This window comes from Stutzerimonas zhaodongensis, assembly GCF_003696365.1.
Lineage (GTDB): Bacteria > Pseudomonadota > Gammaproteobacteria > Pseudomonadales > Pseudomonadaceae > Stutzerimonas > Stutzerimonas zhaodongensis.
The window spans coordinates 1,018,365-1,034,316 of the sequence record NZ_RFFM01000002.1 but is presented as its reverse complement, the minus strand read 5'-3'; the positions used below and the strand labels follow the sequence as shown (position 1 = coordinate 1,034,316).

Genomic DNA, 15,952 nt, shown 5'->3' with positions numbered 1-15,952 from the left:
ATGTTAGGTGGGCTCGCAGCTTTGGTGATCTTGGCAGATTCAGTGGCGTGAGGCTGGTTCGTCCGGGTTCTGCTTGGGGCTATCGTGGCCACACCCAGCCCAACCCGAATAGCCGAGGTTTCCATGCATTTCGCCTATAGCCCACGCGTCGAATCGCTGCGCCAACAGCTGCGTGCCTTTATGGATCAGTACATCGTGCCGCGTATCGGCGCCTGGCAGGAGGAGGTCGCGGCGGGGCAGTATCCGGTGTCGTTCATGGGCGATCTGAAAGCCCTGGCGCGCTCCGAAGGTTTGTGGAATCTGTTCCTGCCTTCCCTAGGCATAGATGAACCGGGCATGGGGCTGAGCAATCTCGAGTACGCGCCGCTGGCAGAGATCATGGGCCGCGTGCACTGGGCCTCCGAGGTCTTCAACTGCAATGCGCCAGACACCGGCAACATGGAGCTCTTGCACATGTTCGCGACGGCAGACCAGCGCGTGCGTTGGTTGCAGCCATTGCTCGAAGGCGAGATCCGTTCGGCGTTCGCCATGACCGAACCGGACGTGCCATCTTCGGATGCCACCAATATCCAGACGTTGATCCGCCGCGATGGCGACAGCTATGTGATCAACGGCCGCAAATGGTTCATCACCAACGCCTCGCACCCTAATTGCAAGCTGCTGATCGTGATGGGCAAGACCGATCCGGATGCTGAGACCCACCACCAGCAGAGCATGATTCTGGTGCCGTTCGACACACCAGGCGTCGAGCTGGTACGTAACATCCCGGTGATGAATCACCTGGCCCCGGAGGGGCACAGTGAGCTGTTGCTGCGCAATGTGCGGGTGCCGGTCGCCAACCTGCTAGGCCACGAAGGCGAAGGTTTCATGATGGCCCAGGCACGCCTCGGGCCGGGTCGGATTCACCATTGCATGCGCTCTATCGGTATGGCCGAGCTGGCGTTGGAGCTGATGGTCGAGCGCTGCCAGGAGCGCAAGGCGTTCGGCAAGTACCTGCAACAGTATTCCAATGTGGCTGACTGGATCGCGGAGTCGCGTATAGAGATCGAGCAGGCGCGGCTGCTGGTACTCAAGACGGCCTGGATGATCGACGAAGTAGGCGCCAAGACCGCGCGCAAGGAAGTCGCCATGATCAAGGCGCTGGTGCCGCGCATGCTGACCAGTGTCGCCGATCGGGCCATGCAGGCTTACGGTGCCATGGGGCTGACCCCTGACACGCCGCTGGCGGAGATGTGGACTGCTGGCCGCGCCCTGCGCTTCGCCGACGGCCCGGATCAGGTGCATCTGCGCAGCATTGCCAAGATGGAGATCAAAGCCAGCGAGGCCAATCGTGGCGCCACGGCGGCTTACCTGACACCGCCGATGCCGCCCGTAGGATGGCGTTGAGCGAATCGATACTCATCCAATTTTGGACTCACCCATGGGTATCGCAGACTCATCGATCCTACGTATCGGGCTCTTCACCGAGCCGGTACGGATCGCCAGCAAGCTGGCTCCTACGGTCGGGGATGGCGGCGCGTTGGTTGAGGCTCCGGCCGCACGGGTTGCGTTTTTCGGAGGAGCGAGCTTGCTCGCGATCATGGTCCCCGAGCGGATGCGGTTCGCTAGCAAGCTGGCTCCTACGGTCAAGGTATGGCGGCGCGTTGGTGGAGGCCCCGCCCACACGGGTTTCGTTTATCGTAGGAGCGAGCTTGCTCGCGATCATGGACCCCGAGCGGATGCGGTTCGCTAGCAAGCTGGCTCCTACGGTCAAGGTATGGCGGCGCGTTGGTTGAGGCTCCGCCCACACGGGTTTCGTTTTTCGTAGGAGCGAGCTTGCTCGCGATCATGGCCCCCGAGCGGGTGCGGATCGCCAGCAAGCTGGCTGCGACGGTCGGGGATGGCGGCGCGTTGGTTGAGGCTCCGCCCACACGGGTTTCGTTTTTCGTAGGAGCGAGCTTGCTCGCGATCATGGCCCCCGAGCGGGTGCGGATCGCCAGCAAGCTGGCTGCGACGGTCGGGGATGGCGGCGCGTTGGTTGAGGCTCCGCCCACACGGGTTTCGTTTTTCGTAGGAGCGAGCTTGCTCGCGATCATGGCCCCCGAGCGGGTGCGGATCGCCAGCAAGCTGGCTGCGACGGTCGGGGATGGCGGCGCGTTGGTTGAGGCTCCGCCCACACGGGTTTCGTTTTTCGTAGGAGCGAGCTTGCTCGCGATCATGGCCCCCGAGCGGGTGCGGATCGCCAGCAAGCTGGCTGCGACGGTCGGGGATGGCGGCGCGTTGGTTGAGGCTCCGCCCACACGGGTTTCGTTTTTCGTAGGAGCGAGCTTGCTCGCGATCATGGCCCCCGAGCGGGTGCGGATCGCCAGCAAGCTGGCTGCGACGGTCGGGGATGGCGGCGCGTTGGTTGAGGCTCCGCCCACACGGGTTTCGTTTTTCGTAGGAGCGAGCTTGCTCGCGATCATGGCCCCCGAGCGGGTGCGGATCGCCAGCAAGCTGGCTCCTACGGTCAAGGTATGGCCTGGAGCGGCCCACGCGAAGCAAGCTTGATCTTCATCAAGGAGAGCGGCCGGTAGCGCTTCCTACCATGGCACCACATTCAGCCGCGAAGTGGGCCGTACATGAAGCCGCATTGCTCTTTCCTCACCGGCGCTGCACGCGCATGGGGGCGTGGCTTCGCTTTGGTGCTGGCGTTGCTTTTCTGGATCTCCCCGGGGCAAGCCAAGGACTACGAGGTCGAGCAGCAGCGTATCGAGCAGTTCTTTCCCGGTGCAGAGATATCGGCCGCTGAAGGCGAACACCAGGTCCGCACTATCACCAACGGTGAAGAGGTGCTGGGCTATGCCTTCCAGTCCATCAACGTGGTGGACATTCCGGCCTATTCAGGCAAACCCATCAACATGCAGGTGCTGCTCGATCCCAAGGGCGTGATCGTCGATGCCTTTGTGCTCGAGCATCACGAACCCATTCTGCTGATCGGCATTCCCGAAGAACAGCTGCATGCGTTCACTGCCAAGTATCAGGGTATCGGGGTGGATCAGCGGGTCGTGGTTGGCCGGTCTCGTGACGAGAAAGCCGTGACCATAGATGCCGTCACGGGAGCCACCGTGACTGTCATGGTGGTCAACGAGATCGTCATGCGCGCCGCCCATGAGGTCGCGGTATCGCTGGGTCTGGTGGAAGACAACGCCGGCATCGCGCAGAAGCCGGCCACCGTCCGCGAGGATTACTACGAGCCCGCGACCTGGAGCGACCTGACCGGCAATGGCGCAATCCGCCGTCTGCACCTCACCAAAGGCGACATCGACCAGGCCTTCAAAGGCACCGAGGCCGAGGGCATCGACGAAGCCGCCGCCGACGAAGTGCAAGACACTTTCATCGACCTCTACGCCACGCACCTGAATCCGCCGACCATAGGCCGGGCCTTGCTGGGGGACAGCCACTACGCCAGCCTGATGGAGGCGCTCAAGCCGGGCGAGCACGCCATCGCCGTGATGGGCAGCGGAGAGTATTCGTTCAAGGGCTCGGGCTATGTGCGCGGCGGCATTTTCGATCGGGTGCAGCTGCGTCAGTTCGGCAATGTCATCAGCTTCCGCGACATGGATTTCCAGCGTCTGGATGATGTGTACGCCGACGGCATGCCGGATTTCGGCGAGATGGCGGTGTTCTTCGTCCGTGAGCACGCCGCGTTTGATCCCGGTTCGCCCTGGACGCTGGAGTTGCTGGTGCGCCGCCAGACCGGCCCGGTCAGCGGCATGTTTACCAGCTTCGAGCTGCCGTATCAGATGCCTGAACAGTACATCGAGCGGCCCCAGCCAAGCGCCGAGGAACTGGCCGCTATCGAGGAAGCCAACCGGCCGGTGTGGGTCAATATCTGGTACCAGAAGTCATTCCAGATCGGCGTGATTCTGGCGGCGCTGGGCCTGCTGACGGTCATTCTCTTCCTGCAGGACAAACTCACCCAGCGGCCCCGCTTCCTGCACTGGCTTCGCCGCGGCTACCTGGTGTTCACCGTTGTGTTCATCGGCTGGTATGCGCTGGGGCAGCTGTCTGTCGTCAACGTGCTGACGTTCACCCATGCGCTGTTCCAGGACTTCCGCTGGGAGCTGTTCCTTTCCGATCCGGTGATTTTCATCATCTGGACCTTCACCGCCGCCAGCATTCTGCTCTGGGGGCGGGGTGTGTTCTGCGGTTGGCTGTGCCCCTTCGGCGCCTTGCAGGAGTTGATCAACGAGGCCGCACGCAAGCTGGGGATTGCGCAGTACGAATTGCCCTTCGCCGTGCATGAGCGCCTGTGGGCTATCAAGTACATCGTGCTGCTGGTGCTGTTCGGCCTGTCGCTCGAGTCGATGATGATGGCCGAGAAGGCGGCCGAGATAGAGCCGTTCAAAACCGCCATCACCCTCAAGTTCGACCGCCAATGGTGGTTCGTCGCCTACGCCGTGTTCCTGCTGGTCATCAACATCTTCACCCGCAAGGTGTACTGCCGCTACGTCTGCCCGCTGGGTGCGGCGCTGGCGGTAACCAGCAAGGTCCGCCTGTTCGACTGGCTCAAGCGTCGCAAGGAATGCGGCGACCCCTGCCAGCTATGCGCCAAGGAGTGCGAGATCCAGGCCATACACCCCGACGGGCGCATCAACCACAACGAATGCCATTACTGCCTCGACTGCCAGATGACTTACCACAACGAGAACAAATGCCCACCACTGATCCTGAAGAACAAGCGCGCAAAGCGCGGCAAGAAGGCGCCGGCCGACCCGACGCTGATCCCTGTAGTGCAAGTAGTGGAACCCTGAGCCGTCGCCGCTGGCGAGGTGCTCGTTCAAGTGTTTGAAGCAGATGTCTCACAGGAGCGAAACCCCATGAGTGACAAGAGCAAGAACAATCCCGAGGTGCTGGAAAAAGGCGGCATGAGCCGTCGCGGCTTCCTCGGTGCCAGCGCTGTAACCGGCGCTGCCGTCGCGGCCACTGCCTTCGGTGGCGCGGTGATGACGCGCGATTCCTGGGCGGCTGCGGTCAAGGAAGCTCGCCAGAACATCCATGTGGCTCCGGGCGAATTGGATGACTACTACGGATTCTGGAGCGGCGGCCACCAGGGCGAAGTCCGCGTGATGGGCATCCCCTCGATGCGTGAACTGATGCGTATCCCGGTGTTCAACGTCGACTCGGCCACCGGCTGGGGCCTGACCAACGAAAGCCGCGCGATCATGGGCGACAGTGCCAAGTTCCTGAATGGCGACTGCCACCACCCTCACATCTCCATGACCGACGGCAAGTACGACGGCAAGTACCTGTTCATCAACGACAAGGCCAACACCCGCGTCGCCCGTATCCGTCTGGATATCATGAAGTGCGACAAGATGATCACCGTGCCGAACTGTCAGGCCATCCACGGCCTGCGCCTGCAGAAAGTGCCGCACACCAAGTACGTGTTCGCCAATGCCGAATTCGTCATCCCGCACCCGAACGACGGCAAGGTGTTCGATCTGCAGGACGAAAACAGCTACACCATGTACAACGTCATCGACGCCGAAAAGATGGAAATGGCCTTTCAGATCATCGTCGACGGCAACCTCGATAACACCGACGCGGACTACACCGGTCGCTTTACCGCCGCTACCTGCTACAACTCGGAAAAGGCCTATGACCTCGGCGGCATGATGCGCAACGAGCGCGACTGGGTTGTGGTGTTCGATATCGAGGCGGCAGAGAAGGCGGTCAAGGCCGGCAAGTTCATCACGCTCGGCGACTCCAAGGTGCCGGTGCTCGACGGTCGCAAGCAGGGCGACAAGGACAGCCAGTTCACACGCTACATCCCGGTGCCGAAGAACCCGCACGGCTGCAACACCTCGTCTGACGGCAGGTACTTCATCGCCAACGGCAAGCTGTCGCCGACCGTATCGATGATCGAGATCGCCAAGCTGCCTGACCTGTTCGCCGACAAGCTCAAGGACCCGCGTGACACCATCGCTGCCGAAGTGGAGCTGGGCCTCGGCCCGCTGCACACCACCTTCGACGGTCGCGGTAACGCTTACACCACCGTGTTCATCGACAGCCAGGTGGTGAAGTGGAACATGGCCGACGCGGTACGCGCGTACAACGGCGAGAAGGTCAACTACATCAAGCAGAAGCTGGACGTGCACTACCAGCCCGGCCACATCCACGCCTCGCTGTGCGAGACCAGCGAAGCGGACGGCAAGTGGCTGGTGGCGCTGTGCAAGTTCGGCAAGGATCGCTTCCTGCCGACCGGCCCGCTGCATCCGGAGAACGATCAGCTGATCGACATCTCCGGCGAGGAAATGAAGCTGGTGCATGACGGCCCGACCTATGCAGAACCGCACGACTGCATCATGGCTCGTCGTGACCAGATCAAGACCAAGAAGATCTGGGACCGCAACGACCCGTTCTTTGCCCCCACCGTGGAAAGGGCGAAGAAGGACGGCATCAACCTGGACACCGACAACAAGGTCATCCGCGACGGCAACAAGGTACGCGTCTACATGACCTCGATGGCGCCGGCGTTCGGCGTGCAGGAGTTCACCGTCAAGCAGGGCGATGAAGTCACCGTGACCATCACCAACATCGACCAGATCGAGGACGTCTCCCACGGATTCGTCATGGTCAACCACGGTGCGAGCATGGAAATCAGCCCGCAGCAGACCTCGTCCATCACCTTCATCGCCGACAAGCCGGGCCTGCATTGGTACTACTGCAGCTGGTTCTGCCACGCGCTGCACATGGAGATGGTTGGCCGGATGCTGGTCGAGCCGGCGTAATGCGAGCCGGGGTGCGGGACGTTCGCGTCCTGCATCCCGATCAAGGATGCGGAGCGTCCGTTGAGCGACACAGTGCAACTGCACAGGGAGCGACACAAACGAGGCGCGGGCAGCTTCACTCTTCGCGCCGCACCCACCCTGCCTGGAAGCTGAAGAGGAACAATGCAGTGCTCAGATCTCAGGCGATATTCCGGTTACACCCGCTGGCAGCGCTGCTGCTGGCCCTTTTCTGTGGGGTGGCTCAGGCGGCTCCGCAACCGATCACAGGCCTGCCATTGCAGGCGCAAGGGGAGAACCGCTGGCGCCTGCCGGCCGGTGAATACCATGGCCAGTTCAGTATCGACCAATCCATGGAGTTGCTCTGCGAGCCGGGCGCTGTCTTTCAGGCAGGTGGCGAGGGCAACGGCCTGCTGATCGAGGCATCGGATGTCACGGTCGACGGCTGCAGCGTCATGGACTGGGGGCGCAACCTTACCGCCATGAATGCCGGCATCTTCATTCGGCCAAAGGCCCAGCACGTGGTGATCCGCAACAACCGGTTGCGCGGCCCGGGCTTCGGAATCTGGGTCGACAGCTCGCGGGATGTCAGCCTGATCGGCAACCGCATCGAGGGCGATGCGAGCGTCCGCTCCCAGGACCGCGGTAACGGCATCCATCTGTTCGCCGTGAGCGGCGCACGGATCATCGGCAACCATGTGAGCAACACCCGCGACGGTATCTACATCGACACCTCCAACGGCAACCATCTTGAAGGCAATGTGCTGGAGGACCTGCGCTACGGCGTGCACTACATGTTCGCAAACGACAACAGCGTGATCGGCAACATCACCCGCCGTACACGCACCGGCTATGCCTTGATGCAAAGCCGCAAACTGACCGTGATCGGCAACCGCTCCGAGCATGATCAGAATTACGGCATCCTGATGAACTACATCACCTACTCGACCCTCAAGGACAACGTCGTCACCAACGTCGAACGGGGCGATACCGGCGGGGACGCCATGATCAGCGGAGGCGAGGGTAAGGCGCTCTTCATCTACAACTCCCTGTTCAACACCATCGAGAACAACCACTTCCGGCTCAGTGACATGGGCATCCATCTGACTGCTGGCTCGGAAGACAACCGCATCTCCGGAAACGCCTTCGTCGGCAACCAGCAGCAGGTCAAGTACGTGGCCACCCGCACCCAGGAGTGGTCGCAGGACGGGCGTGGTAACTACTGGAGCGATTACCTCGGCTGGGACCGCAACAGCGATGGCCTGGGCGACGTCCCCTACGAACCCAACGACAACGTCGATCGCCTGCTCTGGCTTTATCCGCAGGTTCGGCTGCTGATGAACAGCCCGAGCATCGAAGTGCTGCGCTGGGTCCAGCGCGCCTTTCCGGTGGTCAAGTCGCCGGGTGTGCAGGACAGCCATCCGCTGATGAAGCCGCCAACCGAACCATCTATGCGCAAGCCGCAGGAGCCAACGCCATGAGCGCTGTAGAGATCCAGGGCGTGAGCCAGCGTTACGGCAACATGACCGTGCTGCATGATTTGAACCTGACCCTGGGCGAGGGCGAAGTGCTGGGCCTGTTCGGCCACAACGGCGCGGGTAAGACCACCAGCATGAAGTTGATTCTCGGCCTGCTGACGCCGAGCGATGGGCAGGTGCGGGTTCTTGGTCGAGCGCCGAATGATCCGCAGGTTCGCCGCCAACTCGGCTACTTGCCGGAGAACGTGACCTTCTACCCACAGCTCAGCGGCCGCGAGACGTTGCGGCATTTCGCTCGGCTCAAAGGCGCGCCCCTGAAGCAGGTTGAGCAATTGCTGGAACAGGTCGGTCTGTCCCACGCCGCTGAGCGTCGGGTGAAGACCTATTCCAAGGGCATGCGCCAGCGCCTCGGCTTGGCCCAGGCGTTGCTCGGCGAACCACGCCTGCTATTGCTCGACGAGCCCACCGTGGGGCTGGACCCCATCGCCACGGCTGACCTCTATCAGCTCGTGGATCGTCTGCGCCAGCGCGGCACCAGCATCATCCTCTGCTCGCACGTGTTGCCTGGCGTGGAGGCACATATCAACCGCGCGGCAATCCTTGCCAAGGGGCGGCTGCAGGCGGTCGGCAGCCTGGCGCAACTGCGAGCCGAGGCAGGCTTGCCGGTGCGCATCCGTGCCAGCGGCATCGACGACAGTGCCGGTTGGCTCAAGCGGTGGGGCGCTGCCGGACACAATGCCCGTGCGCTGGGTGAATGCAGCGTCGAGGTGTCGGCGATCAATGGCCACAAGCTTCCGCTGCTGCGCCAACTGCTTGGCGAAGATCAGCCGGAAGACATCGAGATCCACCAGCCTTCATTGGAAGATCTCTACCGCTACTACATGGAGAGCGCCGGCGACGTACGCACGGCGGAGGGCGCGCTATGAACCAGATCTGGAACATCGCCCGCAAGGAATTCAGCGACGGTTTGCGCAATCGCTGGTTGCTTGCCATCAGCCTGTTGTTCGCCGTTCTGGCGGTGGGCATTGCCTGGCTCGGCGCTGCGGCGTCCGGGCAGCTCGGTTTCACTTCCATTCCAGCGACCATTGCCAGCCTGGCCAGCCTGGCGACCTTCCTGATGCCCCTGATCGCATTGCTGCTGGCCTACGATGCCATCGTGGGTGAGGACGAGGGCGGCACACTGATGCTGCTGCTCACCTATCCGCTGGGGCGTGGCCAGATCCTGCTGGGCAAGTTCGTCGGTCACGGATTGATCCTGGCGCTGGCGGTGCTGATCGGATTCGGCTGCGCCATGCTCGCCATCGCCGTGCTGGTCGAGGATGTGGAGATCGGCTTGCTGCTCTGGGCATTCGGCCGTTTCATGATCTCGTCGACACTGCTCGGCTGGGTCTTCCTGGCCATGGCCTATGTGCTGAGCAGCAAGGTCAGCGAGAAGTCCAGCGCAGCGGGGTTGGCTCTCGGCGTCTGGTTCCTCTTCGTGCTGGTGTTCGATCTGGTGCTGCTGGCTTTGCTGGTGCTCAGCGAGGGCACCTTCAGCCCCGAACTGCTGCCTTGGCTGCTGCTACTCAACCCCGCGGACATCTACCGGCTGATCAATCTGGCCGGATTCGAGGGCGGCAATGCCATGGGCGTGCTTTCGCTGGGCGGGGATCTGCCGGTGCCGTCCGCCGCGCTCTGGATTTGCCTCATGCTCTGGGTAGCGGCAGCACTTTCGCTGGCGTACGGCGTGTTCCGTCGCCGCATGGCGTGATCAACCAGAAGGAAAACTGTAACCATGAATGCGTTATATACCCATGCTTCACGCGTCATGCTCGCCGCTGCACTGTTTCTGGGGCTGGCCGCTTGCGGTGAGGCGGAGCGGGATGAACAGCCGCTCGAACCGGTCGCGTTCCACAGCAGCGACGAATGCCACGTTTGCGGCATGGTGATCAGCGACTTTCCCGGACCCAAGGGCCAGGCCGTGGAAAAAGGCGGGGTGCGCAAGTTCTGCTCCACCGCTGAAATGCTCGGATGGTGGCTGCAACCAGAAAACCGGATGCTCGAAGCAAAACTCTACGTCCATGACATGGGCCGCAGCACCTGGGAACAACCGGATGATGAATACTTGATCGATGCGACCAGCGCCTACTATGTCACCGGCACCCAGTTGAAGGGTGCGATGGGCGCCGTGCTGGCGACCTTTGCCGAAGAGTCGGCCGCCAAAGGCCTTGCTGCGCTGCACGGTGGCCGGGTGCTGCGCTTCGAGGACATCGATCAGTCGATACTGCAACAGGCGTCCGGCATGCAACACGGCACGTCGAATCACCAACAGGCTCACGCCGGTCACTAGACCGCAACCTATAACTCGATGAGGTAACGCAACATGATGGGCATTAGCATTTGGCAACTCGTGATCGTTCTGCTGATCGTGGTGATGCTGTTCGGCACCAAACGTCTGCGCGGGCTGGGTTCGGATCTGGGCGGCGCGATCAGTGGCTTTCGCAAATCCATGGGTGACGGCGAAAGCGCCCCTCAGACTGAAACGGTGAAGCAGGAACTGAAGTAAACAGCCTCCCACAAGCTGCGCGGGCTTTAAGAGCGCATCGGTAGCATTGCGAAGCACTGATCGCCAGCAAGCTGGCTCCTACGGGGGCGCGGTGCGTTCGAGGACGCTGTTCATGGCTTGTTCGGATTGGCCTGCTTGTCGTAGGCGTGAGCCTGCTCGCGAACGTCGATTGGGATCCGGGGGGCTGGTCAGCCATGGACTCTGATCGCAGGCAAGCTGGCTCCTGCCGGCGCGGTGCGTTCGAGGCGCCGCTGCTCATGGCGACTCGAAATTGGCAGCTTGTCGACCCAGTCGCCGGTGCGTGACCGATCATCGCCCGATTTCCCTCTCCAAAAAAAGCTGATCGCAATCAAGTCTGAGAACGCCTCCTAACCTGTAGAAAGTAATCCTGGCTTCGGAAATCTCTGAGGCCGTGGTTCTTCGGCCCGCTGCTGAGTTGTCGCGGGGCGTTGTAGAGATCGTCAGGAGGCCTTTGTGCAAGTCATCGATCGGCGAAAAGCCTTGAGTATCCCGCCCGTGTGGCGGCTTGCCTTTCGCCCGTTCTTTTTAGCGGGGAGCCTCTTCGCGCTGTTAGCAATTCCGCTCTGGGTTGCCGTTTGGACCGGTCTCTGGCCGGGCTTTCAGCCAACTGGTGGATGGCTGTCCTGGCACCGCCACGAAATGTTGTTCGGCTTTGCGATGGCTATCGTTGCGGGCTTTCTACTGACCGCTGGACAAACCTGGACCGGTCAGCCAGGTATATCCGGCAACAAGCTGATGGCGCTCGCGGCGGTGTGGCTGCTGGCGCGTCTGGGCTGGCTGTTCGGCCTGCCGTTGATGTTGTTGATCCCACTGGACCTGCTGTTCATGCTCGGCGTAACAGGCCTGATGGCGCGCATGCTCTGGGTGGTCCGGCAGAAGCGCAATTACCCGATCATCGCTGTCCTGACGTTGATGATTGGAGCGGACGTGCTGGTGCTTTGCGGCCTTGCTCGGAATGACGACAGCCTGCAACGCCAGGGCGTACTGGCCGGGCTCTGGCTGGTCGCCGCATTGATGGCGATCATCGGCGGGCGGGTCATTCCCTTTTTTACCCAGCGCGGCCTTGGTCATACCGAAGCGGTGAAGCCCTGGCTCTGGTTGGACGTTGCATTGCTGGTCGGCACCGGGCTGATTGCGGTGCTGTATGCCGCGGGCCCGGCGCTGCAGCAAAATGCGCTGCTGGGGGGGCTTTTTCTGGCCATTGCAGCTGGACATCTGCTCCGGCTGGTGCGCTGGTATGACGCCGGGATCTGGCGCGTGCCGCTGCTCTGGTCGCTGCACCTGGCCATGCTCTGGTTGGTGGTCGCGGCGGCGGGTTTGGCACTCTGGAATTTCGGCCTGTTGGCCAACTCCAGCTCGTCGTTGCACGCGCTTTCAGTTGGCTCCATGAGTGGCCTGATCCTGGCGATGATTGCGCGGGTCACGCTTGGCCACACCGGTAGGCCGTTGCAGCTGCCGACCGGCATCGTTAGCGCCTTCGTATTGTTCAACCTTGGCGCCGCGGCACGAGTTTTCCTTGCCAGCGAATGGCCAGTGACCGGTCTGTGGATGGCCGCTATCTGCTGGACACTGGCGTTCGCGCTTTACGCTTGGCGCTACGCACCCATGCTGGTTGCCGCGCGGGTTGATGGTCACCCCGGCTGACCGCTTCGGCTGCACGTTATCCCTGCTTTACCTCTTGAAACCGCTGCCTGCCCATTCGGGACGGGCAGCTTGCGGCTCGGCGATTGCCGACATCGGAGATGATGATGAAGAGTGAATTCAAAGATCGCCTGGCCGTTGTGACCGGCGCCAGTTCCGGAATTGGCTTGGCGCTGTGCTCGGCATTGCTGCAGCGAGGTGCCAGGGTGCTGGCGATGTCGCGTAGCCTGGGTGGGTTGTCACAACTGTTGGAAACCTATCCAGAACACCTGCACTGGCTGACTGGCGACGTGACGTCTGCCGATGATCTGCAGCTACTGGCGCGCCGGGCAGCAGAGCTGGGGCCGGTGGACTATCTGGTGCCGAATGCGGGGATCGCGGAGTTGGGCGACAGCCTCGATACGGCTTGTTTCGACCGCCAGTGGGCGGTCAATGGCGCTGCCGCGATAAATACCCTCAGCGCATTGCGGGCTGAGCTGGCCAAACCGGCATCGGTGGTATTCATCGGGACCTTCCTGACGCGCAGCACCTTTCCGGGCCTGGCTGCCTACATCGCCAGCAAGGCTGCGCTGGTCGCCCACGCGCGCACCCTGGCTGTGGAATTCGCACCCCTGGATGTGCGCATCAATATAGTTTCGCCCGGCCCGACCGCTACTGCCATCTGGGGCACGCTCGGGCTACCCGACGAGCAGCTTGAACAGGTTGCCGAAGGCGTTACCAAGCGCTTGTTGCCCGGTCATTTTCTCGAGGCCGCGGCGGTCTCCAATGTCGTCCTGTTCCAACTCTCCCAAGGCGCGCGCGGTGTTTATGGGCAGGATTGGGTCGTGGATAACGGCTACACGCTTCAATGACATCAAAGGGTCTGGATCCACGGCCGTTGAAGCTGCAGTCTCGTTAGTGTTCTAGATGCACCAAAACTGCTGAGTGAAATCGTTTGCAGCAGGATGTTTGCTGCAACGCTGCAAGACGAATCATTAGTCCGCTTTCGATCACGCACCGATAATGTGCGCTCTTGTCAGCTGGCGCGACATTATGGCGCGCCAGCTGATCTCCTGTGTCGCGACGAGCTTTCAGATCGCGATGCATCGAACCTACTGATGATCAAGCAGGACTCATGCAGGAACGCCTTCTAGATTGGTGCCGATCCTTCGTGCCTGCGCCGTTGTCGGCGCGGCCCGCCGAGTGGCTGCGCGTCGCTGTGGGCGTTGCGCTGTCGATGCTGGTGGTGTTGCCAGCCTGCGCCTGGGTGTTCGGTACGTCCCTCACTTTGCCTCTCGCCGCACCCGCGGCGGCGTCAGCTGTTTTGGTTTTCGCCGCGCCTTCAAGCCCGTTCGCTCAGCCCTGGTCAGTGCTTGTCGGCAATCTGCTGGCAACCCTGATCGGCGTGTCACTCGGTGCCAGCAGCCTGCCGGTGGTCGCGGCGGCTGGATTGGCGGGGGCGCTGGTGATCATCTGCCTGCTGGGCGCGCGTTGCTTGCACCCGCCTGGCGCCGCGCTGGCGTTGGTGGCGGTGGTCGGCAGTCCAGAGATTCATGCGACCGGTTACGCGCTGCTTTATCCCGTTGCGTTCAATTCGGCACTGCTGGTCGCCGTGGCCTTGGTCTACAACAACCTCACCGGACACGCCTACCCTAAGCCGCGTGGCACTCGGGGCAACAGCCACCACACCTTCGATTCGCTGCCCAGTGAGCGCATGAGTTTCAGCGAGGATGACGTTGCCAAGGCGCTCGCCGACTTCGGCGAATACGTGGACGTCACCCGCGATGATCTTGCCCAGCTGATCAAGCAGACCGAGAAGCACGCCCTGCGCCGCACCATGGGAGAGGTGACAGCTGCCGACATCATGTCCCGTGATCTCTACTGGGCGACGCCGGAATGCTCAACGCAAACGGCCTGGAAAAGTTTGCGCGAACACCGGCTGCATTCATTGCCGGTAGTCAGGGGTGACAGCCGTGAGCTGCTGGGTATCGTTACCCTGGTCGACCTGCTCAAGCACCTGCGCGCCGCCCCTGCACGCATCCGCCTCGGTCAGCTGAGACGCCCCGCTGGCGCTCGCTTGCGCTCGATCATGACGTCTCCGGTGGTCACGGTGAACCAGGACACGCATATGGTCGATCTCGTATTTCTGCTGTCTGACCGCGGCTTGCATTGCCTGCCGGTGGTCGATGGCGAGCAGCGGCTGGTGGGCATGATCACCCAGACCGACCTGATCGCAGCCCTTTACCAGAATTGGTTGAAACACTTGCCGGACTGACGCATCCAGGCGTTCAACCGCGTAGCCGGCCAACAGGCTTCGTCGGAACCAGTGGCTTGGGCCAGTGCCTCAAAGCAATAGCCCTCCCCAAGCCGAGCCCCCATGCAAGAGCGCCTCAAAGACTGGCTGCGTTCCTTCTTTCCAGCGCCCCTGAGCGTGGGGCCGAAGGAGTGGGGGCGCGCGGTGATCGGCGTGGGCCTGGTAGTGCTGCCGATGGTTTCGATCGGCCTGTGGCTGTTTGGCGGCCCGGTCACGCTGCATATCGTCGCGCCAGCCGGAGCGTCGGCGGTGATTCTGTTCAGTGCTTCGTCCAGCCCTTTCGCACAACCCTGGTCTGTACTTGGCGGCAACATTATTGCTACCACCATTGGGGTTGCCCTCGGTTTGAGTGCGTTGCCGACGGTGGCAGCAGCGGTGCTTGCCGTGTGCCTGGCCATTGGCTGCCTGTTCTTGCTGCGCTGCATGCACCCACCCAGCTGTGCTCTGGCGATGGTGGCGGCGATCGGTGGGCCAGGAATCAGCGAGCTGGGCTATGGTCTGCTTGTTCCGGTGGGTTTCAACTCACTGTTATTGATAGCTGCGGCCCTGGTCTACAACAACCTGACCCATCATCCCTATCCCAAGCCACGTACATCCAGCAGCGATGCAGAGCGCCCTAGCGTTCCTCTGGGCGAGGCCCGAATGAGCTTTACCGGTAACGATGTGGATCGCGCGTTGGAAGACTTTGGCGAAATCGTCGATATCACCCGTGACGACCTTGTCGAGCTGATCAAACGCACCGAGACACACGCCATACGTCGCAGCATGGGAAGGGTAACGGCGGGCGACATCATGTGCCGCGAGCTGCACTGGATCGGACCCGGTGCCCGGATTCGCAAAGCCTGGCAGACCATCCGTCAGCATCGGCTGCACTCGTTGGCCGTGGTCGAGCCGGACAGCCGCGAGCTGGTCGGCATCATCACGTTGACCGATCTCTTGCAGCACTTCGAGCCCAGCCCCTCCCGGCTCAACGTTCGGCGGCTGACGTTCAACCGCGAGGCCCGGGTCGAGCGGCTCATGAGCGCGCCGGTGGTTTCTGTGCAGGAAGGCGCCCATCTCACCGATCTCGTTCATCTGCTGGCCGACCGGGGCATGTCCTGCCTGCCGGTGGTGGATGCCGAGCAGCGCCTGGTGGGGATGATCACGCAGAGCGATCTGGTTGCCGGGCTGTATCAGAACTGGATGAAGCGCCTCGGCGAATGAGCGTTCTGGTCCTTGAAAA

13 protein-coding genes are annotated in these 15,952 nt (G+C 62.1%); all 13 read left to right on the top strand.

Features of this window, described 5'->3' with window-relative positions; translation table 11 throughout:
* The first annotated feature begins 123 nt into the window (after positions 1–123).
* The gene (locus EA797_RS13265; protein WP_122165878.1) at positions 124–1,386 is read left to right on the top strand and encodes an acyl-CoA dehydrogenase family protein; all 1,263 of its coding nucleotides are present in this window, start codon (positions 124–126) and stop codon (positions 1,384–1,386) included.
* Positions 1,387–1,815: 429 nt separating this feature from the next.
* Positions 1,816–2,529 carry a hypothetical protein gene (locus tag EA797_RS13255; RefSeq protein WP_122165874.1) on the top strand — a complete coding sequence of 238 codons (714 nt, stop codon included), beginning with the start codon at positions 1,816–1,818 and terminating at the stop codon, positions 2,527–2,529.
* A gap of 71 nt (positions 2,530–2,600) precedes the next feature.
* Positions 2,601–4,775: a transcriptional regulator NosR gene (gene nosR / locus EA797_RS13250; protein WP_122165872.1), complete on the top strand. Its 2,175-nt coding sequence runs from the start codon at positions 2,601–2,603 to the stop codon at positions 4,773–4,775.
* A 66-nt stretch (positions 4,776–4,841) separates the two neighbouring features.
* Positions 4,842–6,755 carry a TAT-dependent nitrous-oxide reductase gene (gene nosZ / locus EA797_RS13245; protein ID WP_122165870.1) on the top strand — a complete coding sequence of 638 codons (1,914 nt, stop codon included), beginning with the start codon at positions 4,842–4,844 and terminating at the stop codon, positions 6,753–6,755.
* A gap of 167 nt (positions 6,756–6,922) precedes the next feature.
* Positions 6,923–8,233 (top strand): nitrous oxide reductase family maturation protein NosD, encoded by a 1,311-nt coding sequence (locus EA797_RS13240; protein ID WP_122165868.1) that lies wholly within the window; start codon positions 6,923–6,925, stop codon positions 8,231–8,233.
* Positions 8,230–9,156, top strand: coding sequence for an ABC transporter ATP-binding protein (locus EA797_RS13235; protein WP_122165866.1), 927 nt, complete (start codon positions 8,230–8,232; stop codon positions 9,154–9,156). The genes EA797_RS13240 and EA797_RS13235 overlap by 4 nt, the downstream gene beginning before the upstream one ends.
* The gene (locus EA797_RS13230; RefSeq protein ID WP_122165864.1) at positions 9,153–9,980 is read left to right on the top strand and encodes an ABC transporter permease; all 828 of its coding nucleotides are present in this window, start codon (positions 9,153–9,155) and stop codon (positions 9,978–9,980) included. Before EA797_RS13235 ends, EA797_RS13230 begins: the two co-directional genes overlap by 4 nt.
* A 24-nt stretch (positions 9,981–10,004) precedes the next feature.
* On the top strand, positions 10,005–10,559 hold the full coding sequence (locus EA797_RS13225; RefSeq protein ID WP_122165862.1) for a nitrous oxide reductase accessory protein NosL: 555 nt from the start codon (positions 10,005–10,007) through the stop codon (positions 10,557–10,559).
* A gap of 33 nt (positions 10,560–10,592) precedes the next feature.
* Entirely contained in the window at positions 10,593–10,775 is a 183-nt protein-coding gene (gene tatA / locus EA797_RS13220; RefSeq protein ID WP_208644441.1) for a twin-arginine translocase TatA/TatE family subunit, read from the top strand.
* 474 nt (positions 10,776–11,249) lie between these two features.
* Complete coding sequence (locus EA797_RS13215; protein WP_122165860.1) at positions 11,250–12,440, top strand: NnrS family protein; 1,191 nt, start codon at positions 11,250–11,252, stop codon at positions 12,438–12,440.
* Between the two features lie 104 nt (positions 12,441–12,544).
* Positions 12,545–13,288, top strand: coding sequence for an SDR family NAD(P)-dependent oxidoreductase (locus EA797_RS13210; RefSeq protein ID WP_122165858.1), 744 nt, complete (start codon positions 12,545–12,547; stop codon positions 13,286–13,288).
* Positions 13,289–13,551: 263 nt separating this feature from the next.
* Positions 13,552–14,691, top strand: coding sequence for an HPP family protein (locus EA797_RS13205; RefSeq protein WP_122165856.1), 1,140 nt, complete (start codon positions 13,552–13,554; stop codon positions 14,689–14,691).
* A gap of 102 nt (positions 14,692–14,793) precedes the next feature.
* Positions 14,794–15,933, top strand: a complete 1,140-nt coding sequence (locus tag EA797_RS13200) for an HPP family protein (RefSeq protein WP_122165854.1) — start codon at positions 14,794–14,796, stop codon at positions 15,931–15,933.
* Positions 15,934–15,952: the final 19 nt, after the last annotated feature.

Excerpts from the sequence above, each read along its gene's own strand:
- EA797_RS13225 (WP_122165862.1), top strand. The coding sequence starts at position 10,005 with ATGAATGCGTTATATACCCATGCTTCACGCGTCATGCTCGCCGCTGCA.
- EA797_RS13210 (WP_122165858.1), top strand. The coding sequence starts at position 12,545 with ATGAAGAGTGAATTCAAAGATCGCCTGGCCGTTGTGACCGGCGCCAGT.
- tatA (WP_208644441.1), top strand. The coding sequence starts at position 10,593 with ATGATGGGCATTAGCATTTGGCAACTCGTGATCGTTCTGCTGATCGTG.
- EA797_RS13200 (WP_122165854.1), top strand. The coding sequence starts at position 14,794 with ATGCAAGAGCGCCTCAAAGACTGGCTGCGTTCCTTCTTTCCAGCGCCC.
- EA797_RS13230 (WP_122165864.1), top strand. The coding sequence starts at position 9,153 with ATGAACCAGATCTGGAACATCGCCCGCAAGGAATTCAGCGACGGTTTG.
- nosZ (WP_122165870.1), top strand. The coding sequence starts at position 4,842 with ATGAGTGACAAGAGCAAGAACAATCCCGAGGTGCTGGAAAAAGGCGGC.
- nosR (WP_122165872.1), top strand. The coding sequence starts at position 2,601 with ATGAAGCCGCATTGCTCTTTCCTCACCGGCGCTGCACGCGCATGGGGG.
- EA797_RS13205 (WP_122165856.1), top strand. The coding sequence starts at position 13,552 with ATGCAGGAACGCCTTCTAGATTGGTGCCGATCCTTCGTGCCTGCGCCG.
- EA797_RS13265 (WP_122165878.1), top strand. The coding sequence starts at position 124 with ATGCATTTCGCCTATAGCCCACGCGTCGAATCGCTGCGCCAACAGCTG.
- EA797_RS13235 (WP_122165866.1), top strand. The coding sequence starts at position 8,230 with ATGAGCGCTGTAGAGATCCAGGGCGTGAGCCAGCGTTACGGCAACATG.